Below are 22,999 nucleotides of genomic sequence, written 5' to 3'. Positions count from 1 at the left end.
TCGGACTTATCCCTACTATATGAGCGTATGTAAAAAAACATGATGTTCCGCCAACCGTTTAGACGACTTCCATTTCTTTTGTGGATTGCCCGCCAAATGCTTCGAAATGAATATTGCGCGATGGAATTCCAAGCTCTTTTAAAATATGAATGATCTCCTGTGTAAACACCGGGGAACCGCATAGATAAAATTGGCCTTTCCCTTCTCCGATCACCGATTGAAGAAATGGACGGTCAATGCGGGAAGACGCTTTCTCAACAAGCTCACCCTTTCCAGACTGCGCAAATTGTTCGTTACATAGGATGATGCGCCCATGGGAAGCTGAAGCTAGAACGCGTTCAAACTCATTTTCAAAAGCATTTACATCCTCTAATCGATCTGCATGAATCATCGTGAATGTCTGACTGTTTTGTGCGGCAGTTTTCACTAAACCAATCATTGGTGTGACACCAGACCCAGCACTGATGAAATAAACAGGCTCTTTTGTGTCTCCTTGCAAGCAGAACATTCCCTGCGGCATACTCACTTGAAGAACGTCCCCTTCTTCCATTTCATCATGCAAAAATGTAGACACATGACCGTCACGCTTCACTGTAATACGGTAATAAGATGGATGATGCTCGTCTGATAAGCTATATTGTCTGCTGCACATATAGGCTTCTCCTGGCATATCTGCCTGAACCGTAATGTATTGGCCTGCTTGATACAATGGCAGCTCTGATTCATCTTCTGGTACTAAATAAAAAGAGATAAGCGATGGAGATTCTTGCTTCTTTTTCTTAATCACAAACGGCTTCACATCTGCCCATCCGCCTGTCTGTTTCACATTTTCATCCATCATTTCTGCTTCTATGGTAATGAAAATATTCGCAATGATGTCATATGCAGCTTTCCAAGCTAATAAAGTGGCATCTTCTTCTCTTAAGCCAAACACATCTTTCATCGCTTCAATCAGGTGATATCCGACAATTGGGTATTGTTCTTTTTTGACCATGACACTGACATGCTTATGGGCAATTTGTTTGACCGCAGGAAGTAATTCTTCTAATCGATCAATGTGCAGTGCAGCTTGATATAGTGTCGCAGCAAGTGCCTCTGGCTGACTTCCGTTCATCAGATTTGTTTTATTAAATTGATTGAGCAGCTCTGGGTGCTGGCGAATCATATTTTGATAAAAAACAGTGACAAGTTTGGTTCCCTCGGCTTTTAGTAGAGGAGCTGATTGCTTTATTGCATTCATTTGATCTTTAGATAACATCGTCATTCCTTCTTTCAAAAGAAGTATTTTAAATACATCTTTATCGTAATGGATGACAGTCTCTAAAAGCAATATTTATAATACATGTTTTAAATGTTGTCACATTTTACACTTTCTCGAACAGTTTTTGTCTAAAATGTGTTACGATGATACAAAACTCTATTAGGTTTAGAGGTCGTCAAAATGAAACTTACGAATTACACAGATTTCTCATTAAGGGTACTCATTTATTTAGCTTCGAGAGAAAATAATGAACTGTCAAATATTCAGCAGATCGCCGATGTTTATGGCATTTCTAAAAATCATCTGACAAAGGTGATTTATCATCTTGGAAAACGCGGGTATGTGGAAACGATTCGCGGAAGAAATGGCGGGATCAGGCTTGGAAAAAGCCCAGAAAGCATTAATATTGGAGAGGTTGTCCGTTATACAGAGGATGATTTAGTCATGGTTGAATGCTTTGATCCAAAGAAAAACAGCTGCATCATCTCCCCAATTTGTTCATTAAAGCATGTACTTCATGAAGCACTCACTGCTTATTTAAGCGTTCTAGACCGATACACACTAAACGATTTAACACAAAACAAAGATGCTCTTAGAGAGCTCCTGCTTTAAGGCGAAAGAATTTATTCTTTCGTCTTTTTCTTTACCTTCTTGTAATAATAATTTATTTAAAATTATTATAAATAAATATTGACTATCATGTTTGATTCAATATAATTAGGGTATATAGATTGCTAGAAAACACTTTTTTGTTTACAGGAGGAGAAAAGAATGACAAATTCAAATCATAAAAATTTGACAACGAACCAAGGCGTGCCTGTTGGCGATAACCAAAACTCAAGAACAGCTGGTCACCGCGGACCTACCTTTCTTGATGATTACCATTTGATTGAAAAACTCGCACACTTTGATCGTGAACGTATTCCAGAGCGCGTCGTTCATGCAAGAGGCGCCGGCGCTTACGGTGTGTTTGAAGTAGAAAACAGCATGGAGAAACATACAAAAGCAGCCTTCTTAAGTGAAGAAGGAAAACAAACAGACGTTTTTGTTCGCTTCTCCACCGTTATTCATCCGAAAGGTTCACCTGAAACATTGCGTGACCCGCGCGGCTTTGCTGTCAAATTTTATACAGAAGAAGGCAACTATGATCTCGTTGGTAACAACTTGCCGATCTTCTTTATTCGTGATGCATTGAAATTCCCTGATATGGTTCACTCTCTCAAGCCAGATCCTGTAACCAATATTCAAGATCCTGACCGTTATTGGGATTTTATGACCTTAACGCCTGAATCCACTCATATGCTCACATGGCTTTTCTCTGATGAAGGAATCCCTGCAAGCTATGCTGAAATGCGCGGTTCTGGTGTGCATACATTTAGATGGGTGAATAAATACGGCGAAGCAAAATATGTAAAATATCACTGGAGACCTTCTGAAGGTATTCGCAACTTATCTATGGAAGAAGCAGCGGAAATTCAAGCAAACGATTTCCAGCATGCGACAAGAGATTTATATGACCGCATTGAAAAAGGCAACTTCCCAGCATGGGACTTATATGTTCAGCTTATGCCGCTTAGCGATTATGATGAACTTGATTATGATCCATGTGACCCAACAAAAACGTGGAGCGAGGAAGATTACCCGCTTCAAAAAGTAGGACGCATGACACTCAACCGCAATCCTGAAAACTTCTTTGCTGAAACAGAACAGTCTGCTTTCACGCCAAGTGCATTTGTTCCAGGAATTGAGGCATCTGAAGATAAACTGCTTCAAGGCCGTCTGTTCTCATATCCTGATACGCAGCGCCACCGACTCGGTGCGAACTACATGCGCATTCCGGTTAACTGCCCTTATGCACCTGTACACAATAACCAGCAGGATGGCTTTATGACAACGACTCGTCCAAGCGGTCATATTAACTATGAACCAAACCGTTATGCCGATCAGCCAAAAGAAAACCCTCACTACAAAGAAAGTGAGCCAGTTCTTCACGGTGACCGTATGGTGAGACAAAAAATTGAAAAACCGAACGATTTCAAACAAGCTGGAGAAAAATATCGAAGCTACTCTGAAGAAGAGAAACAAGCATTGATTAAAAACCTAACAGCTGATTTGAAAGATGTGAATGACCAAACAAAATTACTTGCAATCTGCAACTTCTATCGTGCCGATGAAGATTACGGCCAGCGATTAGCAGATTCACTTGGTGTGGATATTCGCGCTTATCTTCAAGGTAGCATGAAGTAATTCCATTTCGAAAAAATTGTTGGACAAAGGGCTAAAATGATCTTTATTTTAGCCCTTTGTCTTTTTTGACTGAACGCCTCAAGCACCCTTTACAAAAAAAGGGACTTCTTTATAATCGAAACACGTTAATACTAATCAAATGACCAGTCACCGGATGAAAATAAATTTCTGCATGTGCGGCAAAGCGAGTTGATCCTTCCTTTACAGTGACGCGAAACACATCTTTTGTCTGCTCATCATTCACTTCTGTCCGGCCAATGTAATGATAATCATTTAATGCGGCACCTTTATATTCATCTTTAAACGCTGTGTACGCAAGTCTTTCCCAATTTTCAAACGGCTGCACTGCTGCTTTTGATGCAGGATGAATCATCAAACTGCCAAGCAAAACGATTCCTGCTGCAATAAGCATCCACCATTTCGGCTGCATGATATCATTGAACTCACTTTCATATATGTTTTGTTTAGGTTTAGCAAGCCTTTCCTTTTTCATACATGAAGCAATTATTCAGCCTATAATTCCCGGTACACGATTGATGCGGACACCAACTTTTCCCCTGAAAAAGTCGATATGATCCGAGCAAACTAATGAAGACTTCTCAAGGGAAAGGAGAAGGTTTAATGAATGTGGCGGATTATGATAAAGCACTTTATTATACGCATCGCTCGCAATGGGATAATTTACTTATTCTTATGGTACGTACGCAAGATGATTTGCTCTCGAAACGTATTGAGCATTTCTTACATGCGTATCAATTTAACCGGAACGATGCAGATGTTGAAAAATGTTTATATGGGCTCCTGCAGTACATTGATCATGCTTCAGAGGCTGCTGCTTCTGAAGTTTATTCACAACCGATGTACACATAAAGAAAAAGGGCTAAAATGAATTTTTTTTAGCCCTTCCCTTTTATATACAATTAGCAGTGCGCTGTAATGGGAAGCGTTAGAGTTAATGTATGGATCGCAAGCTTATTCAAGTTCTCTTTTAATTTGTCATCATGACGAAAATCACTTACTAATTCATATGCCTCACTAGTTCCCCTCCTATTTTACATTCACCTGTGATTGACCGGTTCATCCCCTCCTTTAAAATAAAAAAAGACTTGATGAGCATACACTCATCAAGTCTTTTTTGGTTTTTCTATTAGAAATTAGACTGTTCATGCTTCTCTTTTTTATTCAATTCATTGAATTGAATGTGCGCTTAAACGTTTTAGCATGACGTCTAGATCTCCTTCTGTCATAGCAGCTCTTTCGGCTGATTTTTTTGATAATCCACTGCATACAGAGCCGCTTGGGTTCGATCTGCCAGCTCTAATTTTGATAATACATGAGATACATGCGTTTTGACAGTTTTTTCAGAAATAAACAGCGATGAGGCAATTTCTTTGTTGCTTTTGCCTTTTGCAATCTCAAATAAGACATCTCGCTCTCTATTGGTGAGCTCTTTCATCAATGCCCATTTCTGCTCTTTTGGCTCTGTCAGATGCTGCACGAGAAAGGTCGTGATATGACCATCTAACTGGTAGGTGCCATTTTGAACTTCAATCATGGTCGAAAGCAGCTTTTCTGGTGCTACATCCTTTAATTGATAGGCTTTCGCCCCTGCTTGAATGGCGGGAATGACATAATCTTTATCCGCATAGCTTGTCAGGATCACAATGCGGGAGTCCGGCATTTCCAGCGTCATTTGTTTCGTTGCCTCAATGCCATTCATTACAGGCATAGACAAATCCATTAAGACAATGTCAGGCCGGGTTTCTCTGACAACCTCTAATGCCTCTTGCCCATTGGACGCCTCACCAACGATGTCCACATCAGACTGTGTCTGCAAGAAAAACACAAGCCCTTTTCTCACAATATGATGATCATCTGCAATGACAACTCTCATGACGATCCCTTCCTTTCTTGTGAAAATGGCACTTTTACATGAATCGTAGTCCCTTTACCTAACTCTGAATGGATACAAAATGTACCACCTGCTCTTCGGATGCGGTCAGACATCCCTTTCAGCCCAAGTGAAGGAAGGCTCATCTGCTCGTCATATTGAAAACCTTTTCCGTGGTCAATGATTTTCATCTCCAACGTGTCTTTTGATTGCTCAAGCTTGACCTCGACTTCTTCTACTTCCGCATGTTTTTGACAGTTATTGAGCGCTTCTTGACATACCCGAAACAAAGTTTCATTGTGAGAATGGTCCATTTCTATACAGCCTGATAAAGATAAAGTGCAGCGTAATCCTAAAAGCTGTGCATACTCTTCAATTGCTGTCGTAAACCCTTTTTCAAGGCCTCTGGGTCTCAGCTGCCAAATGAGTGACCGCATTTCAATCAGAGCATCTTGTGACAAATGCTGAATAAAATCAATCATTTCCCCTAGATGTTGATCGCTTGTCATTTGCCGTGCAGCCTTAGCAGTCAGACTCACAGAGAACAGCATCTGGTTGACAGAATCATGCAAGTCCTGTGCGAGCCGGTTTCTTTCTTCCAGAAGTGCGTGCTGCTGTTCATTTTGCACAAGCTTCATCCGCTGAATGGCGGTGCCAATTTGAAGTGCAATGCTTTCAAGCAAATTCAGCTCCTCTTGCGTAAATGTGACTTTTCCTTTTGCCGCCACATTTAATAAGCCGAATGTACGCTTACACGCTTTTAGTGGCACGGTCGCATGATGAGTAATTCCTTCTGTATCCCCAAGCTTTTCTTCAATTGCCGTTTCAATCCGTTTGCAGTTAATAATATTGGTGGCTGATTGCAGTGAGCCTTTTGTGTACCGGTTGATGCAATAACAATCATTTTGACACATGAGCTGTTTTTGATGCTTTGCGAGTGCTTCAGGTAAAGAAACCTCTGCCATCAGTTCATATGACCCGTCTTTTTCTATAAAATAAATCCATGCTGAATGAAAGCCTGTGACATCCATCAGCATTTGGAGCACTTCATGAAGCGTTTCTTTCATTTCCATGCCTTCATTTAGCTTTTCAGCAATTTCTTTTAACGTTTTTAATGTTTCAACCTTCTCTTGGTATTCTCCCATACTGTTTACCCCCGGCATTTGCAGCCTTCACTTATCATTACGCTCATTATACCATGAGCCCCCTCGTCGCTCTTTCTCCAAAAGAATGATTTCTTCTCATCCTTTTGGCTGAGAAAAGGCCATCATGCATTCATACACGATGGCCTTGTCTTTCGTTATTTCGCTGTTTCTTCCACAATATCATAAACGACTTTCATCACTTCTTCTGACAAATGCTTTAGCTTTTCTTCACTATCTGTTAAAGACGTGCCTTTGACTGCAATATAAAATTTCACTTTAGGCTCAGTGCCGGAAGGTCTTAAGCAGAACCAAGAACCATCCTCAAGGAAATATTTCAGCACATTTGATGCTGGCAGGTGAATGGTTTCCTCTTTCTTTTCAGCCACAAGTTGTCTTTGACTTGATTGATAATCCTCAATCACTGTGATCCGCTGCCCTGCGATGGCAGCTGGCGGATTTGTTCTAAAGGTATGAAGGATCGCTGAAATCTGCTCTGCTCCTTCTTTTCCTTTTAAGGTTAACGACTTTAATCCTTCCCGGTAAAATCCAAACTGCTTGAAAATATCGACAAGCGCATCGTACAAGGACTTGCCCTGCTTTTTATAGAAGGCAGCAACTTCAACGGCTAAAAGTGCCGCTTGCACCGCATCTTTATCTCGGGCAAAATCACCAATTAAATAGCCATAGCTCTCTTCATAACCGAATTGAAACGTGTATTCTCCGCTCTTTTCAAACTGCTTAATTTTTTCTCCAATAAATTTAAAGCCTGTGAGTGTGTCTATCGTGTCGGCACCAAAAGCTGATGCTACAGCGCGCCCAAGCTCACTTGTGACAATGGTTTTCATCACAACGGGACGAGGCGGCAATTGACCCAGCTTTTGTTTTTCAGACAATAAATAATGAAGCAGCAGGGCGCCTGTCTGGTTGCCTGTTAAGACAGTAAATTCTCCTTCGTGATCTCTGACCGCAATACCTAACCTGTCAGCGTCTGGGTCTGTGGCAATGAGAATATCTGCATTTTGTTTTTCACCAAGCTTGATGGCGTACTCAAATGCTGCATGCTCCTCTGGATTCGGCGAGGTCACTGTTGAGAATTGTGGATCCGGTTTTTCCTGCTCAGGCACAACAGTGACATGCTGATATCCAAGAGCCTGCAGCCCGTTTCTGACAGGGTGATTGGCAGTCCCATGAAGCGGAGTAAACACGACTTTGACATCGACCTCATGTGCCAGCTCAGGGTGCACACTAATGGTTTTTAATTTTTCAATATAAGCATGGTCGATTTCTTCTCCGATTATTTTGATCAGCCCTTGCTGTTTCAACGTTTCTTCAGAATCAACTGAAATCGACAGTTCATTTTCAATTGCATCTACTTCTTGAATGACTTGATCTGCTTCAAATGGAGGCAGCTGCCCGCCATCTTCACCATACACTTTATAGCCATTATATTCTGGTGGATTATGACTTGCTGTCACGACGATTCCAGCAAATGCATGCAGCTCACGAACCGCAAAGGAGAGCTCTGGTGTCGGACGCAATTCATTAAATACGTACGTTTGAATGCCCTGTGAAGCAAGTGTTCTGGCTGCTTCCATTGCAAATTCAGGCGATTTATGGCGTGAATCATATGCAATGGCGACGCCTCTTCTTTTTGCATCCTCTCCATGTTTCGCAATATACGCAGCAAGACCTGCTGATGCTTTACGAACAGTGTACACATTCATTCGGTTCGTGCCTGCACCAATCTCACCGCGCATTCCTCCAGTGCCGAACTCAAGGTTTTTGTAGAAACAGTCTTCAAGGGCCTGGTGGTCATCTTGATGCGTCTCCAGCCATTCCTTTAGTTCAGTATCCAGGTGCTTCTCATTGATCCATCGCTCATAATTCGTCTTCCAACTCATGGTCGTCCTCCCCAGCTCTTATCATCAATAAAATAACATCTACTGTTATTTTATATGGAAACATCCTTTATGTCATGCTATATCATTAGCAGCTGGAAAAAATGCTGCACAAATAAAAAAAGCCGATACATGATCGGCTTTCAGATTGTTGACAAAGAGCTAAAATGATCTTGCTTTAGCCCTTTGTCTTCTTTTTATTCAGCATCAAGCGGTACGACTGCTTCATGGAATAGTTGATCTAATTCTGATTGATATTTCTGTTTTGCTGCTTCATCCCAGCCAAAACGTTCTGCCATATAATCGATGACTGGCTGTGCATATTTTTTTGCCCAATTGATATTAAATAATAGGCTTCCTGTTCTTCTTAAGAAGAAGTCAACAGGAGTAACGGCTAATTCTTCTTCAATCGCATAGACAAGCTCTGCCAGTACATACGCTGGAATATTTCGTTTGTCTGCTTCCCCTTGAAGCTGCTCGACACGTTTGAAGAGACTGCTGACATTTGAGCCATATTTTTCAGCTAGTTTTTGTGCAATCGGTTCTGTTAAACCAACAGATGCTCCTTCTGCTGTTTTCGCTTGAACAAAGGCTGCCATGTTTTTAGATCCGCCTACATGGCCGCCTGAGATTGGCATATGTTTTGTTTTACATGGTCCATAATCTTTGCCCGTTTCCTGTTTCAGTCCATCACGTACTAGATCGACAATATGCTCAGCCATTTTACGGTAGCCTGTTAATTTACCGCCAGCAATGGTGATTAAGCCTGAAGATGATGTCCACACTTCATCCTTACGAGAAATTTCTGAAGGATCCTTGCCCTCTTCATGAATGAGCGGACGAAGACCGGCCCAGTTGGATTCTACATCTTTTTCTGTAATATTAAGGTCAGGGAACATGTACTGAATCGCTTGGATGACATAGTCACGATCGGCCTTTGTCATACGCGGGTGCTCCAGCTGTTTTTTGTACACTGTATCTGTTGTTCCAACGTACGTTTTGCCTTCTCTTGGAATGGCAAAGACCATACGTTTATCCGGTGTGTCAAAGTAAATCGCTTGTTTTAATGGGAAGACCGACTGGTCAAATACTAAGTGAATTCCTTTTGTATGCTGTAAGTGTTTTCCTTCTTTTGAGTGGTCCTTGTCTCTCAGCTGATCTACCCATGGACCTGTCGCGTTGACGATCTTCTTCGCATACACATCGTATGTTTTCTGCGTCATGACATCTTCAATGACAACACCAACCACTTTGCCTTTATCATAAATAAATTCTTTTACTTTCGCATAGTTGACCGCTTCCGCTCCGAATTTCACAGCCTCTTTCATGACTTCGATTGTGAGGCGTGCATCATCTGTACGGTATTCAACATAGTAGCCGCCGCCTTTTAAGCCGTCCTTTTTGACAAGCGGTTCTTTTTCAAGTGTTTCTTTTGCACTTAGCATGCTTCTGCGTTCGCTATGCTTTACGCCAGCTAAAAAGTCATACACTCTAAGTCCAATAGAGGTTGAAAACTTACCAAATGTCCCGCCTTTATGCATCGGAAGAAGCATCCATTCTGGCGTTGTCACATGAGGACCATTTTCGTATACAATGGCACGCTCTTTACCGACCTCTGCGACCATTTTCACTTCAAATTGTTTTAAATAACGAAGTCCGCCGTGCACTAATTTCGTTGAGCGGCTAGACGTACCTGCTGCGAAATCCTGCATTTCTGCAAGACCGACACGCATTCCGCGTGAAGCCGCGTCAAGTGCTGTACCAGCGCCTGTTATACCCCCACCAATGATAAACACATCATATGGTTTTTTTGTCATTTCCTGCAGCATTTGTTCTCTTTCTAAGCTAGAAAAAGTCATCTCTTGTTCCTCCCATGTTGTACGGTAAAGAAAAAGAGACCGCAAACACCCAAAGCGTATTTCTACACTTCGGTGCCTGCGGTCTCTCCAGTTCTCCAACCGTTCTATTAACTTACTTGAAGTATACCATACTTTTGGTTTATTTGAAAGCTTGAGCTGCTTTTACAGCCTTTTTCCACCCGCTGTATAACGAGTCGCGGCTGTCCTCTTCCATTTTAGGGTCAAAGCGCTTGTCAAGGTTCCATTGTTTTGCAATGTCTGAACGGTCGTTCCAGAAGCCAACTGCTATTCCCGCAAGATAGGCCGCACCGAGTGCCGTCGTTTCATTAATTTCTGGACGCTCTACTGGTACATCCAGCAAATCACTTTGGAAGCCCATTAAGAAATCATTCTTTACAGCTCCGCCATCCACACGCAACGTTTTTAATGAGATGTTTGAATCCTTTTCCATCGCATCTAAAACATCCTTCGTTTGATAAGCAAGTGATTCTAACGTTGCACGGACAAAGTGCTCTTTAGAAGTACCGCGTGTTAATCCGAATACAGCGCCTCTGACATCACTGTCCCAGTATGGTGTGCCTAGACCAACGAATGCTGGAACGACATATACGCCCTCTGTTGACTCAACTCGCTTTGCATAAGCTTCGCTGTCTTTTGAGTCTTTAAACATTCTCAGTCCGTCGCGCAGCCACTGAATCGCTGAACCAGCTACGAAAATACTTCCCTCTAAAGCATATTCAACTTTACCGTCAATGCCCCATGCAATTGTCGTTAGTAAACCATGATCCGACTTAATTGCTTTTTCCCCTGTATTCATCAACATGAAACATCCTGTACCATACGTGTTCTTCGCCATTCCTTCTTCAAAGCAAGCCTGACCGAATAGTGCAGACTGCTGGTCTCCCGCCGCTCCTGCAATCGGGATATTTCTGCCGAAGAAGTGATAGTCTGTTGTTTCACCATAGATGTGTGAGGATGGTTTCACCTCTGGAAGCATAGAAGCAGGTACGCCAAGAATATCAAGTAATTCTTCATCCCATTTCAGATCGTAAATGTTGAACATTAATGTTCTTGACGCGTTGGAGTAATCTGTGACGTGTGATTGACCGCCTGTCATCTTCCAAATGAGCCATGTATCAATTGTGCCAAACAGCAAGTCGCCATTTTCTGCTTTCTCACGAGCACCTTCTACATTATCTAAAATCCATTTTACTTTTGTCCCTGAGAAATAAGCATCAATGAGAAGACCCGTTTTATTTCTAAACGTTTCATTGTGTCCTTGCGCTTTTAACTCTTCACAAATGCCAGACGTTTGTCTAGACTGCCAAACAATTGCATTATAAACGGGTGCGCCTGTATGTTTATCCCAAACAACTGCTGTCTCACGCTGGTTCGTAATTCCGATACCGGCGATTTGATCTGCTTCAATGCCTGATTCAATTAAAGCAGTTGAAATGACGGATAGAACAGAGCTCCAAATTTCATTTGCATTATGTTCTACCCAGCCTGGGTTCGGAAAATATTGATTAAATTCCTTCTGTGCTGTATGAGCAATTTTGCCTTCTTGATCAAATAAGATCGCTCTTGAGCTTGTTGTCCCTTGATCTAAAGCGAGAATATATTTTTCTTTTGCCATGATGTTTTCCTCCCCTTACATACTTTCATTTACAGCATTTGTTTGATTTTTCGTAGAGACATAGAGTCCTAACAATACCACAACTAAAATAACGCTTACAATCCAAAAGGCTGGAGTGATGTTCGCTTTAAAGGCTGCATTGTAGAAAACACCGCCAAATGCGCCGCCTAAAATTGGACCAACGACTGGCACCCAAGCATACTTCCAATTCGATGGGCCTTTACCTGGAATCGGCAGAATCGCATGTGCAATTCTCGGACCTAAATCACGTGCAGGATTGATTGCATAACCAGTTGTTCCGCCTAAAGAAAGACCAATTGCCACAATTAAGAATCCAACAATCAGCGGATTGATTCCGTCTGCGAATTTATTTGCACCAATCGCTAAGATTCCTAGAACCAATACAAATGTACCGATGACTTCACTAAGTACGTTTGCAAAAGTATGCGGAATCGCAGGACCAGTTGAGAATACACCCAGCTTTGCACCTGGATCGTCTGTTGCTTTCCAGTGCGGTAAGTAATGTAAAAAGACAATAATAGCTCCTATTAATGCGCCAAGCATTTGACCGGCAATATACATTGGTACGTCAGCCCAAGGAAAACTTCCTTCAAGCGCAAGCCCAATTGTTAGTGCTGGATTCAAATGCGCTCCGCTGATTCCACCTGTTGCATAAGCTGCTATGGCTACTGCAAATCCCCATCCGAAAGCGATTACAATCCAGCCGGACTGATATGCGAGCGATTTCTTTAAATTGACTGCCGCACATACACCGCCTCCAAAAATAATGAGAAGCATTGTACCTACGACTTCACCCCAAAATGGTGTCATGAAAATTCCTCCTCTGGTTCAGTTGCCATCCCCTATGAATGTGTAAAAATAGATAAAGAAAAAAGATCCACAACAAACATACTTTACATCAGGGTCATTTGTCACCTAGTAAAGCGCTGTTGTGGATCTCCGTTTCTCCATCACATGATATTAACTTAGTGCTATAGTATCAGAGGATGAAAACGTTGTCAATCAATTTTCACATTTTATCTTTTTCACTTTTGGAACGCTTTCCAAAGGGCTGTATTCGATGTTGTCACAGCTGTAGCTCCTGCTTCAAGTGCTCTTTCTACATCTTCTTTTGTGCGGATAAACCCGCCTGCAAATATTGGAATACCAGCTCGCTCGCGCACTTCTGTAATTAAATCCGGCACAACCCCTGGCAATACTTCAATAAAATCTGGGCGATGTTTCCCTACGAACTCCATGCTTTTTTCCATGGCACTTGTATCAAGTAAAAACATTCGCTGAATGGCATATACCTTCTTTTGCTTAGCTTTTACTATGACAGAAGACCTAGTAGAAATAATTCCTGCCGGCTTCATTTCCTGACAAATAAATTCCGTTCCATACTCATCATGTTTGATCCCATGAATGAGATCGACATGGACAAACATTTTTTTATGATGGGCATTTGCCTCATTCATGATGCCCTTTAGCCGGCCTAAATGGACATCAAGTAACACCCCGTATGTAAATGGACTTTTTAAAAATTCCTCAAATTGCTTCATATTGCGAACAGCAGGTAGAATGGGTTGATCATGAAAACTCATATGCCGTCTCCTTCTAAAGTGTATTGGTTCAGTCTTCTCCTAACAGTAATAGAATCTCTTCTATTTTTCAATACACCTAGTGTATCCAATGCTGATTTCACCTAGCAGCATCTTACTGGATCTATGTATGTGCTTTTTCCACAGAAAAAAGCAGAGAAATCTCTCTGCTATAACTGTGCCATGCTTTCTTTTAGCGTGTTGATAATAAACGAAGCGTCTTCGGCTGTTATATTTAGCGGAGGTGCAAGCTGGGCAACGTTATTATAGCCGGCAACCGTATCACCATTTTTCCCGATGATCAGTCCGCGTTTTTTACATTCAGCAATCAATTGACCGACAACCTGTGGATCAGCTGGTTTTTTGGACTGTTGATCCTGGACAAGCTCAATTCCAAACAGCAGGCCTTTCCCTCTGACATCACCGACAAATGGATGCTCTTTTAACTCTTGCAAACGTTCGAGCATGTCTTGCCCAAGCGTGTCAGACCGTTCTACTAATTTCTCGTTTTCCATGATCTCTAGGTTGGCAAGTGCAACCGCACAAGAAGCAGGGTGACCGCCAAATGTATTTACATGGCGCAGCCTGTCATACGTATCTTCCCCTGCGTACGCTTCATAAATTTCTCGTTTCACGCACGTTGCAGAAAGAGGTAAGTAGCCGCTTGTGATCCCTTTTGCCATTGTGATAATGTCCGGCTTTACTTCCTCATGCATAAAACCAAACCGCTTCCCTGTCCGGCCAAATCCGCAGATGACTTCATCCACAATGAGAAGCGCTCCATGAGCCTCACAGATGTCTTTGACCTTCTTCAAATACCCTTTCGGAGGCATTAAGATACCGCCGCCTGTAATAATCGGCTCCATAATGACCCCAGCAATGGTCTCACTTAGTTCCCACGTCATGGCTTGATCGATTGCCGCTGCACTTGCCAATGTATCTTGATCCTCAGGATGACGATACATATCAGGCGGTGCGACATGGATAAAGCCTTGACCTAATGGTTCATATTTATATTTACGCTGCGCCTGCCCCGTTGCGGCAAGGGCTGCTGCTGTATTGCCGTGATACGACCGATACCTGGAGATGAACTTTGTTCTTGTGCTCTCTTCTTTTTGCGCATGATATTGTTTGGCGATCTTAAATGCGGCTTCATTGGCTTCAGAACCGCTGTTAGAAAAGAAGATGACATAGTCCCCGCCAAGCCATTCATTTAGCTTTTCAGCCAGCTGAATCGCTGGCACATGGCTTTGCGTCAGCGGATAGTAAGGCATTGTATTTAGCTGCTTATATGAAGCTTCTGCCAGCTCTTTTCTGCCATAACCGGCATTTACACACCAAAGACCTGACATCCCGTCTAAATAGCGATTCCCATGAATATCAGTCACCCATGCGCCTTCTGCCTCGTGAATGACCATGCTTTCATTTTCCTTGTTTGTCCCTTTCATATGGTGCCAGATCAACTGATCATCTTTCGCCTGAAGATTTTGAGCCTGCTCATGTATTTTCATCTTCCCGCCCCCATGTATCCGTTTTCATCATTAAAGAAGCTTAGACCGGTTCAGCAGCACACTGCCTCTCCATTCATTATATGGATGAAAAGGGAGGCATATGAAACTGAAACTAGGCCGCCCGTAAGAGAGAACCAATCGTTACTTTCATTATAAAAAAGGGGACGGGCTGATTACATTAGACAGATCGTCAACTGATTGAAAAGAACCATAAGACACTCTACTCGGTTGCCTTAGCAAATCTAACATACCTTGTTAACGGCGATTTCCTTGCAGGAATTCATATGCAAGAATCGCAAATTCAAGCGCCTGTCGTTTCGGTGCCTGCATCATATCCTCACCAAGCAATGCATGCAGTTTATCGAGTCTATGATAAAGGGTCTGCCTGACAATATAGAGCCGGCTTGCAGTTTCCTTTTTAGAACCGTTTGTCTGTAAAAAGATATTCAGCGTTTGATAGAGTCTTCCGCTATTTTGCTTATCATATAAAATCACAGGCTCCAAATACTCTTTCACCATACATTCAAGCAGTCCGCTTTCCTGCATGACAGGCATAAGACGGAGCATATGCAAATCTTGATAAAATGGGCTTTCCACCCGCTGGGGCATCACTTTCTTTATATGCAGCACTTCCTTGGCTGCCTGAAAGCTTTTTCTCATATGCTGAAACTGTTCACAATATGGACCGATGCCAAAATTGATCACAGTTCCGCGTGGCTGCTCCCGATCATACAATTGTTTGATGTCAGCTGCCGCCTTCTCTGCACGCTCTTTCCAGTCCTCCTTCTTTCTCGTGTTCAATAAAATAAACAAGGTTTGTCCTTGATGCTCATACGGAATCAAGTGGAAACCTGCTCGCTGAAAGATGGAGCGGCACGATACGAGAAAATAAAGATTTCCTGCAATTTCTTCGATTTGATGATTCTTTTGAAAGAGCATGACCACACAGCCGGTTGGTTTTTTCAATCCTTCTGTTTCTTCAAGATGCTCTAAAATATCTCTTTCTGAATGCTCTTCTTGGAACCATTTTTGCAGCCATTCGTTCTCTTTTGTCTTCTTCAATTCTTCTGTATAAAGCTCTCTTAGCGTTTGCTGTGCAAGAGCATTTGCCCCTTTATCCATGACGAGCAGTTCGAATTCTGAGAGCGCGTTCGTTTGATGAATAAGCACAAGGTCTGCAAATGTCTGCTTGAGTGCAAGCACTTCTTTTTTGGTCACTTCATATCCTTTTGGCAAGGAAGCAAACTGTAAATAATTCATGACCAGCTCTTCGGTTTGTTTAGAGGAATCACATAAAATAATCGGCTCCCCCTGAACAGGAATAAGTAAAAGAATGCCCCTTACGTGCTGATACACTTGATCCAAAATATCCATCTGCGGATGCGGAGTCAGCAAAAGCTCATTCAGCTTTGATGACAGTGCTTCTAAATCAGCCATCATTTGATACTGGCGTTCAATCATCCTCGTATGGAGATGCTGTGTAATGTTGACGAATTTCACTTCTTTTGTAAACAGAATCAGCGGAAAATCTCTTTCTTCTGCATACGCAATCAGTTCTTCCGGCACATCGAATCTGAGCGGAACAAATTCAATGCACAAGCCTGCCGCACCAGAATCGATCAGCTGTTTTAAAAATGCTTGAAACACATCCAATTGATCATGAAAGCCTGCGGCTGTTGTTAGTATGAGCTCTCCCCCATTTAACAAATCTTCTACAGCAGGCACTTCTAGCACATGGACCCATTTGACCTGCCGAAACAATCCCTTTTCCCCTGCTAACACTTTTGCATGGGCAAAATACTTTGTTTTCAACACATCACTCACTTGAAAATGAACATCTGCATTCATTGATATGTCCCCCTTTGTTTTGCCGCCTATCCCCTATCCCAGAGGGTGCATAGATAAAATCCATAATAAAACTGGTAATGTCACGATGCTTAAAACGGTACTGAGAAATGTCGTGCTTGAGACAAACTCAGGTTTCGTTCGAAATTGTACAGCCATCAGCGTGGTATTTGCTGCTGTCGGCATGGCTGCAACTAAGATCATAATTTGTTTCACCAAATCATCTACCGGTAAAATGAGCGTAAAACCAAATGCGATGAGAGGTGAGATAAACAGCTTCAGCAATACAGCATAAGAAATATTTCGATAATCCACTTGCTTAAAAGAAATGACGGCGAGCTGCATGCCTAAAATAAGCATAATCGTCGGTATGGCGGCATCCCCCACAAGCTGGACACCCGTCATCACCTCTTTAGGTAATGAAAGATCAAGCAGCTGAAATAATAGACCGAGGAGTGCCCCATATGCAACAGGCATACGCAGCACTTTTTTCAGCACAACCTTTCCATCTCCTGCATCCTCTCCGCCCTTTGCTGCATAATACATACCGATTGTACTCATGACAAGCTGCTGCAGTACCATTAAAACGATGGCAATATCTAAACCAGCAGCTCCGAAGACAAGCAGGACAACGGGTGTGCCGTAATTCCCATTGTTCATAAAGGCTGACGACAGAATCATGGCACAATACATTTCATTCGAATAACCATAAATACGAGATAAAATAAAAACGCATAAAACAAGTGAAAGACAAAGTCCGACGACAAAAATAGATAGGTACACATAGTCCATCGATACTTTGTTTTGATAAAAGGTTTCAAACGCAAGAAATGGTGACATTAAATATAAAGACATTGATGAGAGCGTATGTATGTCAAAACCAATGGCCTTCTGCCCAATATATCCGATAAGAAAGATACCGAACACTGGCAGTAAGACAAGTAAAAACTCCATGCTGCACCTACTTTTCTCTAGATGAATTCCTATTCTTCCTCATTATCATACCACTGTTAAACAATAAAAAAGAAGCACCCTTATGAAAGGCCGCTTCTCTCTTCATCCATATAGAATACTTCCCACAAATGACCATCAAGATCTTGAAAGCTCCAGCCATACATGAACCCATGATCCTGCTTTTCCTTAAACGGTGAACCGCCTGCTGCCATCGCCTGCTCGACAAGCTCATCGACCTCTTTTCGTGAATCAACCCGCATAGAGACAATGACCTCTGATCCCTGCCTTGCATCCACCAATTGTTTCTCTGAGATGGTTTGAAAATGCTTATGGGATAACAGCATGACCGTAATAGTGTCACCAATGACCAAACAAGCTGCCTGATCATTCGTAAGCTGCTCTTGAAACTCAAAACCCAGCTGCTCAAAAAAAGCCTTTGATTCCTTGACATGCTTTACCGGCAAATTGATATACAAATGTTTAGCTTGTCGTCCCATGTTCCTCTCCTTTTTGAACACATGATCTCCTTTCAGTATATTCAGATTTTGCTCCGGCATCCCTTTGTCAATTGAAAAAATCTGATGTCATCAAAAAGAAGCGCCTCAACAATAGGCGCTTCCTTTCATTATTTCTTATATTCAATATGGTACACGTCTCTTCTTCGGTCTTTGAGCTGACGTACCGTTCCATCTTGCCGCTGTCTTCTTAAAATTTCTAAATCGACATCGCCAACGACAACCATTTCTATATTCGGATTACACTCTCCTACAATTCCATCTCTTGCAAATTCAAAGTCAGATGGGGCAAAAATCGCTGATTGTGCATATTGGACATCCATATTTTCGGTTTGCGGAAGGTTTCCGACAGTTCCTGAAATCACGGTATAAATCTGATTTTCAACCGCTCTAGCCTGTGCACAGTAACGCACTCTTAAATAGCCTTGACGGTCTTCTGTACAGAACGGTGTAAAAATAATTTTCGCTCCTTTATCAGCTGCAATCCGAGCAAGCTCTGGAAATTCAATATCGTAGCAAATTTGGATCGCAATTTTACCGCAGTCTGTATCAAATACCCGAACCTGATCACCTGCTGAAATCCCCCACCATTTTCTTTCATTCGGTGTGATATGGAGCTTATATTGCTTTTCAATTGTTCCATCACGTCTAAATAAATAAGCGATATTGTAGATTTTCCCTTCCTCTTCAACGAAATGTGATCCGCCGATGATGTTAATGTTGTACTTCACAGAAAGGTCTGTAAACAAATTAATGTAATCCTCGGTATATTCCGTGATCCGCTGAACTGCAAGACTTGGGGAGCGCTCCTCTAAGTAAGACATGAGCTGCGTTGTAAAAATTTCTGGGAATACGGCAAAGTCAGCTGACGCATCTGATGCGACATCAACATAATACTCCACCTGATTCATAAATTCCTCGAAGGAATGAATTTGTTTCATCGCATATTGAATGACGCAAATGCGAACTGGGAACGCCGATTTATAAAATCTTTTCGATTGCGGACGATAATCAACATTATTCCATTCCATTAACGTCGCATATGTGCTCGATGCCTTATCATCCGGCAAGTAATTCGGGTTGATCCGCATGAGGCTGAATTCATTTAACAGCTGAAAAGATAAAACAGGATCATAAATTTGGTGAAGCATGACCTGCTCCACATATTGACGAGGCGTCATTTCCTCTTGGTATTTATGATAATTCGGGATGCGTCCGCCAATGATGATGCTTTTTAAATTTAATCTTCTCGCTAAGTCTTTTCTTGCTTCATACAAACGATGGCCAATTTTCATGCGGCGGTATTCAGGACTAACCATCACTTCAATTCCATACATATTCATCCCATCTGGATTATGGTTAGTGATGTACCCATCATCTGTGATGTCCTGCCAAGTATGACGGTCATCGTATTCATCAAAGTTAATTAATAAACTTGAACAAGAGCCAATGATTTCCCCCTCAAATTCAGCACAAAACTGACCTTCTGGGAAATGCTCAAGATGGCTTTCAAGGTGCTCTCGTTTCCAAGGGTCCATGCCCGGAAAGCATACCTCCTGCAAGGCGATGATTCGGTCAATATCTTCTTCCCGGATATTACGGATCACCATTCTTTTTTCAAACCGCGTTAAATCGAGTTTTTCTGCCATGATGTTTTTGCCCCCTTACTGATCCTCTTTTTCAAGCTGATGGAATAGCTGGAGCAATTCGATTTCAGCCATGGATTCTAATCTGACATCATATTCTTCAAACTGCAGCGTGCTCGTCACTTTGTTTGGGACGATGACGCATTTCATGCCTGCCCGTTTGGCAGCAATTGATCCATTCACTGAATCCTCAAATGCCACACAATCCTTTGGCTCTACCCCTAAGCAGCTTGCGGTTTGCAAATAAAGCTCTGGATGAGGTTTGACTTCTTCCACATCATCTGACGTACGGATACATTCAAAGTAATCGAAAAGACCGATTTGCTTCAGGTGATCAGACACCCATTTATAGTCTGAGCTGGAAGCAAGTCCAATCTTGATTCCAAGCTCCTTCGCTGCCTGTAAATAAGCTTCTACGCCAGGTCGTGCTGATTCATCCTTCATTCTCTTTTGAAAACGAGAACGCCGGTCCGCTGTGAGTGCCTCATGATCGAGCGTCTTTCCTAGCTGCTTTTCTAAGTATTCAAAAGGCTTAAAGCCCGCCTGCGTCCCGATGACGTTACCCCATACAGAAAGAGGCAGTTCCGACTCATGCTCTGCAAACATTTCTTGTAAAACTTCATATTCATGTGTTTCTGTATCTAAAATTAATCCGTCAAAATCAAATATAATCGCCTTTACCAACGAGGCCACTCCTTTTTTTTACGAAAGTCTTTAATATGATACTCAATGCTATCATATCGTGAATAAAATTGACTTTCAAAGATGAATGTCTGCTAAAATAATTATGTATAAAAGGAGCCTGTACCATTTTGTCAGGCTCCTACCCGTGTTCGGTTTATTCTGCAAGAGGTCCAAGCGCTCCGATTCGTGGAGAAATAGGCAATGTTGAAAAAGAGCGGGTTTGGTATTACAGATCTAAAGGTTTCTCCGTTCCCTTAAAAATAGTATGTGCGGCAGCCTTGTAAGTTAACAAGGAAGTTCACACCAACTTTTACGCATTTTGAAGGCGGCGGCTGGCAAAATCGTCTAAATCAAACGGAAAAGAAAAGCCGCATGCATTGACCTGCTCACGGTTTCGCTCGAATAGCTCACGATCACGCTTTGTCATATGGCGTTTAGGTTTTACAATAATGGTATGTAATAGCTGAAGTCCCGATAAAATACGAAAAGCATCGTCCATCGTTCCGTTATAAACCCCTTCAACAAAGGTCAGCGGGCGTTCTTGTTGACGCGCAGCTGGGTTTTCACCGACAGCATGGGATAGAAGATCTTCAACATCCTTTGATATTTCTTCAATTGCCTGCTCTTGCAGGTCTGTAGCAGCTTTCATTATTCTCACGTGGCATCTACCTCTCTGTCGTTAGTTCTCCATTCAGAATAGCACAGAAAAAAAGGCGTTCGCCAAGGTAAGTGTTTCCTATATATACCCAAAGAGAGGAACGGATATTATGAATATTAACGGGCACACGCTCTCACTAAAAGCAGGTGAGCAGCATCATGACACTTCACTTAGTCAGTTTTTAAAAACAGCCGTATCGGCCTCAAAACCGATTATCCATTTTTGGATGGAGCATCAAAAAATACGTTTAAATCAAAAGCCTGCCCATCACGCGGCAAAAGTCAGTACAGGCGATCACATCCTGATCGATTTATTTGAAACGGAAGAAAGTGATGTGACGCCAGAATATGGTGAATTAGAGGTGCTCTTTGAGGACGAGCACTTATTGATTGTGCAAAAGCCCGCTGGACGACCAACGCACCCGAATGAAAAGGGACAAACGGGCACACTGGCAAACCTTGTGGCCTTTCATTTTCAAGCAAATGGCGAGGAAAAGCGAGTGAGACATATCCACAGGCTTGACCAAGATACAAGCGGCACTGTCATTTTTGCTAAACACAGGTTAGCTCATGCTGTGCTTGATCAAATGCTTTCTAAAAAAACGATCAACCGAACTTACATCGCCATCGCAGAAGGACTTTTCAAGAAAAAGAAAGGCACGATCAATGCAGCGATCGGCCGTGACAAGCATCATGCCGTCAGACGAAGAATCTCTCCTACTGGTCAAAGTGCTGTGACTCATTTTCAGGTTATGGACACCAATAAACGCCTGCAAATGACAGTTGTTAAGCTGCAACTTGAGACCGGAAGAACACATCAAATTCGTGTCCATCTTAGCAGTCTTGGGCATCCTTTAGCCGGGGATTCACTTTATGGCGGCGCTCGCGCTTATATCAACAGATGCGCTCTTCACGCCAAACAAGTAGACATGACACATCCTTTTACAGGTGAGCAACTGAGCATAGAAGCGCCGCTTCCACCAGATATGGCTCAGCTCATGGACGAGATCATTCATTAAAAAAAGAGCCTGCTGATTAAATGCAGGCTCTTTCTTCATTAGACAGATGCTCTTTTTGCATAAATAATATATCGCTCTGGTGCATTGCCGACGAAATGAAATGGATAGCATGTCGTTAACACGAGCTCTTCCTTTTCATTCTGCAAAGTAATAATGGATGTATCATGCTGATCCACGATTTTCGTATGTGTGATTTCATAAAGAAACTCACCATACGGCACAGTGATTTTCAGCTGATCGCCAATATCCAGCTCACCTGTTCGGCGAAATACCGTGTCACGATGGCCAGATAGGACGATTTGTCCCTTTTGATCAGGGTAATAACTGCCTTTGTAATGCCCGACTCCTTTGGCAAGATCATCCGCATCTGTCCCTTCGACAATGGGAAGGTCTGCTTTTAATTTCGGAATCGTCAGGATGCCAGAGGCTTTCCCCACTTCAGGAGAAAACTGCTTCTTTGACATCCTTTGATCGTCCGCTACCGCTTTCTTCGCGGCTTCTAATGATTGTGCTGTTTGAAGGTGTGTAGAGGCGATTTGCCAAATTCCCCAGCCGAGCAAGACAATTCCTGCTGTCATCACAGTAAGTGCAAGCCACTTTTTCATGCTTAAACTCCTTTACCTGTTACAT

General features: G+C 42.4%; 21 protein-coding genes. 4 read left to right on the top strand and 17 right to left on the bottom strand.

Annotated features, from left to right (window positions below; genetic code table 11):
• Positions 1-58 precede the first annotated feature (58 nt).
• A complete protein-coding gene (locus NSS65_RS04685) occupies positions 59-1,258 on the bottom strand; it encodes a globin domain-containing protein (protein ID WP_046310376.1) in 1,200 nt (399 codons plus the stop codon).
• A gap of 183 nt (positions 1,259-1,441) precedes the next feature.
• Here NSS65_RS04685 and NSS65_RS04680 point away from each other — a divergent pair, with 183 nt between their 5' ends.
• Together NSS65_RS04680 and NSS65_RS04675 are read left to right on the top strand one after the other, a co-directional pair.
• On the top strand, positions 1,442-1,873 hold the full coding sequence (locus tag NSS65_RS04680; protein ID WP_024425294.1) for an Rrf2 family transcriptional regulator: 432 nt from the start codon (positions 1,442-1,444) through the stop codon (positions 1,871-1,873).
• A gap of 159 nt (positions 1,874-2,032) precedes the next feature.
• Positions 2,033-3,508, top strand: coding sequence for a catalase (locus tag NSS65_RS04675; RefSeq protein ID WP_024426596.1), 1,476 nt, complete (start codon positions 2,033-2,035; stop codon positions 3,506-3,508).
• Positions 3,509-3,617: 109 nt separating this feature from the next.
• Here NSS65_RS04675 and NSS65_RS04670 read toward each other — a convergent pair whose 3' ends face one another.
• Positions 3,618-3,881 (bottom strand): YqzG/YhdC family protein, encoded by a 264-nt coding sequence (locus tag NSS65_RS04670; RefSeq protein ID WP_224426432.1) that lies wholly within the window; start codon positions 3,879-3,881, stop codon positions 3,618-3,620.
• A gap of 248 nt (positions 3,882-4,129) precedes the next feature.
• Between NSS65_RS04670 and NSS65_RS04665 the strand changes: the two genes are divergently transcribed.
• Positions 4,130-4,378 (top strand): YhdB family protein, encoded by a 249-nt coding sequence (locus NSS65_RS04665; RefSeq protein ID WP_024426598.1) that lies wholly within the window; start codon positions 4,130-4,132, stop codon positions 4,376-4,378.
• A 373-nt stretch (positions 4,379-4,751) separates the two neighbouring features.
• On the opposite strand, the gene NSS65_RS04660 is transcribed toward NSS65_RS04665, so the two are convergent.
• From NSS65_RS04660 to NSS65_RS04595, 14 genes are all read right to left on the bottom strand, one after another.
• Complete coding sequence (locus NSS65_RS04660) at positions 4,752-5,402, bottom strand: response regulator transcription factor (protein ID WP_024425298.1); 651 nt, start codon at positions 5,400-5,402, stop codon at positions 4,752-4,754.
• On the bottom strand, positions 5,399-6,544 hold the full coding sequence (locus NSS65_RS04655) for a GAF domain-containing sensor histidine kinase (protein WP_046310371.1): 1,146 nt from the start codon (positions 6,542-6,544) through the stop codon (positions 5,399-5,401). Before NSS65_RS04655 ends, NSS65_RS04660 begins: the two co-directional genes overlap by 4 nt.
• Positions 6,545-6,699: 155 nt before the next feature.
• Positions 6,700-8,445, bottom strand: a complete 1,746-nt coding sequence (locus tag NSS65_RS04650; RefSeq protein ID WP_034282270.1) for a phospho-sugar mutase — start codon at positions 8,443-8,445, stop codon at positions 6,700-6,702.
• A gap of 194 nt (positions 8,446-8,639) precedes the next feature.
• Positions 8,640-10,301 carry a glycerol-3-phosphate dehydrogenase gene (gene glpD, locus NSS65_RS04645; protein WP_065214172.1) on the bottom strand — a complete coding sequence of 554 codons (1,662 nt, stop codon included), beginning with the start codon at positions 10,299-10,301 and terminating at the stop codon, positions 8,640-8,642.
• Between the two features lie 139 nt (positions 10,302-10,440).
• Positions 10,441-11,937 (bottom strand): glycerol kinase GlpK, encoded by a 1,497-nt coding sequence (gene glpK, locus NSS65_RS04640; protein WP_034282273.1) that lies wholly within the window; start codon positions 11,935-11,937, stop codon positions 10,441-10,443.
• Between the two features lie 15 nt (positions 11,938-11,952).
• A complete protein-coding gene (locus NSS65_RS04635) occupies positions 11,953-12,768 on the bottom strand; it encodes an MIP/aquaporin family protein (RefSeq protein WP_024425303.1) in 816 nt (271 codons plus the stop codon).
• Positions 12,769-12,983: 215 nt separating this feature from the next.
• Positions 12,984-13,541 (bottom strand): glycerol-3-phosphate responsive antiterminator, encoded by a 558-nt coding sequence (locus NSS65_RS04630; RefSeq protein ID WP_024425304.1) that lies wholly within the window; start codon positions 13,539-13,541, stop codon positions 12,984-12,986.
• 167 nt (positions 13,542-13,708) lie between these two features.
• Positions 13,709-15,049 carry an aspartate aminotransferase family protein gene (locus NSS65_RS04625; protein WP_034282275.1) on the bottom strand — a complete coding sequence of 447 codons (1,341 nt, stop codon included), beginning with the start codon at positions 15,047-15,049 and terminating at the stop codon, positions 13,709-13,711.
• 255 nt (positions 15,050-15,304) lie between these two features.
• Entirely contained in the window at positions 15,305-16,897 is a 1,593-nt protein-coding gene (locus NSS65_RS04620) for a PucR family transcriptional regulator ligand-binding domain-containing protein (RefSeq protein ID WP_326135013.1), read from the bottom strand.
• A 33-nt stretch (positions 16,898-16,930) separates the two neighbouring features.
• A complete protein-coding gene (locus NSS65_RS04615) occupies positions 16,931-17,848 on the bottom strand; it encodes an AEC family transporter (protein WP_061109599.1) in 918 nt (305 codons plus the stop codon).
• Positions 17,849-17,928: 80 nt separating this feature from the next.
• Positions 17,929-18,345: a VOC family protein gene (locus NSS65_RS04610; protein WP_041116939.1), complete on the bottom strand. Its 417-nt coding sequence runs from the start codon at positions 18,343-18,345 to the stop codon at positions 17,929-17,931.
• Positions 18,346-18,473: 128 nt separating this feature from the next.
• Positions 18,474-20,012, bottom strand: a complete 1,539-nt coding sequence (locus NSS65_RS04605) for a bifunctional GNAT family N-acetyltransferase/carbon-nitrogen hydrolase family protein (RefSeq protein ID WP_034282283.1) — start codon at positions 20,010-20,012, stop codon at positions 18,474-18,476.
• A gap of 15 nt (positions 20,013-20,027) precedes the next feature.
• Positions 20,028-20,693 (bottom strand): HAD family hydrolase, encoded by a 666-nt coding sequence (locus tag NSS65_RS04600; protein WP_034282284.1) that lies wholly within the window; start codon positions 20,691-20,693, stop codon positions 20,028-20,030.
• 310 nt (positions 20,694-21,003) lie between these two features.
• Complete coding sequence (locus NSS65_RS04595) at positions 21,004-21,351, bottom strand: DUF5365 family protein (protein ID WP_041116937.1); 348 nt, start codon at positions 21,349-21,351, stop codon at positions 21,004-21,006.
• A gap of 109 nt (positions 21,352-21,460) precedes the next feature.
• On the opposite strand from NSS65_RS04595, the gene NSS65_RS04590 reads away from it, so the two are divergent.
• Complete coding sequence (locus tag NSS65_RS04590; protein WP_305933602.1) at positions 21,461-22,369, top strand: RluA family pseudouridine synthase; 909 nt, start codon at positions 21,461-21,463, stop codon at positions 22,367-22,369.
• A 38-nt stretch (positions 22,370-22,407) separates the two neighbouring features.
• Here the strand turns inward: NSS65_RS04590 and NSS65_RS04585 are convergent, their stop codons facing one another.
• Entirely contained in the window at positions 22,408-22,974 is a 567-nt protein-coding gene (locus NSS65_RS04585; RefSeq protein WP_034282287.1) for a class D sortase, read from the bottom strand.
• Positions 22,975-22,999: the final 25 nt, after the last annotated feature.

Origin of the sequence: Bacillus sp. FSL K6-1006, assembly GCF_038593175.1 — a bacterium.
Lineage (GTDB): Bacteria > Bacillota > Bacilli > Bacillales > Bacillaceae > Bacillus > Bacillus safensis.
This window is presented reverse-complemented; position numbering and strand designations above follow the sequence as displayed.

Bases quoted from the DNA above. Each gene is read 5' to 3' on its own strand.
- NSS65_RS04655 (WP_046310371.1), bottom strand. From the start codon at position 6,544: ATGGGAGAATACCAAGAGAAGGTTGAAACATTAAAAACGTTAAAAGAA.
- NSS65_RS04590 (WP_305933602.1), top strand. From the start codon at position 21,461: ATGAATATTAACGGGCACACGCTCTCACTAAAAGCAGGTGAGCAGCAT.
- NSS65_RS04635 (WP_024425303.1), bottom strand. From the start codon at position 12,768: ATGACACCATTTTGGGGTGAAGTCGTAGGTACAATGCTTCTCATTATT.
- NSS65_RS04680 (WP_024425294.1), top strand. From the start codon at position 1,442: ATGAAACTTACGAATTACACAGATTTCTCATTAAGGGTACTCATTTAT.
- NSS65_RS04605 (WP_034282283.1), bottom strand. From the start codon at position 20,012: ATGGCAGAAAAACTCGATTTAACGCGGTTTGAAAAAAGAATGGTGATC.
- NSS65_RS04670 (WP_224426432.1), bottom strand. From the start codon at position 3,881: ATGATTCATCCTGCATCAAAAGCAGCAGTGCAGCCGTTTGAAAATTGG.
- NSS65_RS04625 (WP_034282275.1), bottom strand. From the start codon at position 15,049: ATGAAAATACATGAGCAGGCTCAAAATCTTCAGGCGAAAGATGATCAG.
- NSS65_RS04585 (WP_034282287.1), bottom strand. From the start codon at position 22,974: ATGAAAAAGTGGCTTGCACTTACTGTGATGACAGCAGGAATTGTCTTG.
- NSS65_RS04650 (WP_034282270.1), bottom strand. From the start codon at position 8,445: ATGAGTTGGAAGACGAATTATGAGCGATGGATCAATGAGAAGCACCTG.
- NSS65_RS04615 (WP_061109599.1), bottom strand. From the start codon at position 17,848: ATGGAGTTTTTACTTGTCTTACTGCCAGTGTTCGGTATCTTTCTTATC.
- glpD (WP_065214172.1), bottom strand. From the start codon at position 10,301: ATGACTTTTTCTAGCTTAGAAAGAGAACAAATGCTGCAGGAAATGACA.
- NSS65_RS04660 (WP_024425298.1), bottom strand. From the start codon at position 5,402: ATGAGAGTTGTCATTGCAGATGATCATCATATTGTGAGAAAAGGGCTT.
- NSS65_RS04675 (WP_024426596.1), top strand. From the start codon at position 2,033: ATGACAAATTCAAATCATAAAAATTTGACAACGAACCAAGGCGTGCCT.
- NSS65_RS04630 (WP_024425304.1), bottom strand. From the start codon at position 13,541: ATGAGTTTTCATGATCAACCCATTCTACCTGCTGTTCGCAATATGAAG.
- NSS65_RS04665 (WP_024426598.1), top strand. From the start codon at position 4,130: ATGAATGTGGCGGATTATGATAAAGCACTTTATTATACGCATCGCTCG.
- NSS65_RS04610 (WP_041116939.1), bottom strand. From the start codon at position 18,345: ATGGGACGACAAGCTAAACATTTGTATATCAATTTGCCGGTAAAGCAT.
- glpK (WP_034282273.1), bottom strand. From the start codon at position 11,937: ATGGCAAAAGAAAAATATATTCTCGCTTTAGATCAAGGGACAACAAGC.
- NSS65_RS04685 (WP_046310376.1), bottom strand. From the start codon at position 1,258: ATGTTATCTAAAGATCAAATGAATGCAATAAAGCAATCAGCTCCTCTA.
- NSS65_RS04620 (WP_326135013.1), bottom strand. From the start codon at position 16,897: ATGAATGCAGATGTTCATTTTCAAGTGAGTGATGTGTTGAAAACAAAG.